General features: G+C 55.8%; 1 protein-coding gene. It reads left to right on the plus strand.

Going from position 1 to position 1,302, the window contains the following annotated elements; genetic code table 11:
* Window positions 1-69 precede the first annotated feature (69 nt).
* Entirely contained in the window at window positions 70-1,287 is a 1,218-nt protein-coding gene (locus H4684_RS20485; protein WP_192625176.1) for an ISL3 family transposase, read from the plus strand.
* Window positions 1,288-1,302 lie beyond the last annotated feature (15 nt).

Consider the following 1,302-nt stretch of genomic DNA (forward strand, 5'->3'; position numbering starts at 1 on the left):
GGGTTCCTCGCTGTTTCAAGTGGGTAGGGGCCTTGAACCCCTGACCGCATCCGGGTAATTCGTTCGCCTATGAAAGACACCGACCTTTTCCAGTTGGCCCTTGGCTTGACCCCTCCGTGGGAGGTGGTTTCTTGCGAGTTCGATCCGCAACGACAGCGCCTCGACATCAGGCTTGGCTGTCCTCGCGGCAGCATGTTCGCTTGCCCTGAATGTGGCCAAATGGGCCTCAAGGCTCACGACACCGTTGAGAAGACGTGGCGCCATTTGAACTTTTTCCAGCATGAGGCCTACCTTTCGGCAAAAGTTCCTCGTGTTCGATGCGACAAGTGTGGAGTCAAACTCCTGCCTGTTCCGTGGGCTCGACCAGGAAGCGGCTTCACGCTGCTGTTCGAAGCCATGATCATGACCCTTGTCAAAGCCATGCCGGTCAAGACCGTCGCCGCCTATGTTGGCGAGCACGACACGCGTTTGTGGCGCATCGTGCACCATTATGTGGACCAGGCCCGTGAGCGAGCTGATTTCTCGGAGATCACACGGTTCGGCGTCGATGAAACCGCCTGCAAGCGTGGCCACAACTATGTGAGCCTGTTCGTGGATCTGCAAGACCGCAAAGTCCTCTTCGCCACCGAGGGCAAGGATTCTTCAACCGTTGAGCGCTTCAAACAGGATTTCTCGGCACATGGCGGTTGCCCAGAACGTGTTGAGGAAGCCTGCTGCGACATGTCTCAAGCGTTCATTGGCGGAATCCGGGAGCACTTCCCCAAGGCTCAAATCACCTTCGACAAATTTCACATCATGAAAATTATCAACGAGGCTGTGGACGAAGTCCGCCGCGCCGAGCAGAAGGATCGTCCGGAGCTCTCTAGAAGTCGTCATGTCTGGCTCAAAAATCCTGAGAATCTCAAGGCTAGCCAGGCCGAACGTCTCAAAGAACTCAGCCTGCCCAAGCTCAACCTGAAGACAACCCGCGCCTACCATCTGAAGCTCAATTTCCAGGAGCTGTTCACGCAGCCAGTGGAGCAGTCAGAAGCATTTCTGAAGAAATGGTACTTCTGGGCCACGCACAGCCGACTGGAGCCAATGAAAAAGGCCGCGGCCACAATTAAACGACACTGGAACGGCATCTTGCGTTGGTTCACCTCCGGGATCAGCAACGGCATCCTCGAAGGGCTCAACAGCCTGGTTCAATCCGCGAAATCCAGGGCGAGGGGCTATCGATCAACTCGAAACCTGATCGCCATGATCTACCTCATCGGGGGGAGGCTTAAATTTGCCCTACCCACTTGAAACAGCGAGGAACCA

This window comes from Desulfomicrobium macestii (assembly GCF_014873765.1).
GTDB classification, from domain to species: domain Bacteria; phylum Desulfobacterota; class Desulfovibrionia; order Desulfovibrionales; family Desulfomicrobiaceae; genus Desulfomicrobium; species Desulfomicrobium macestii.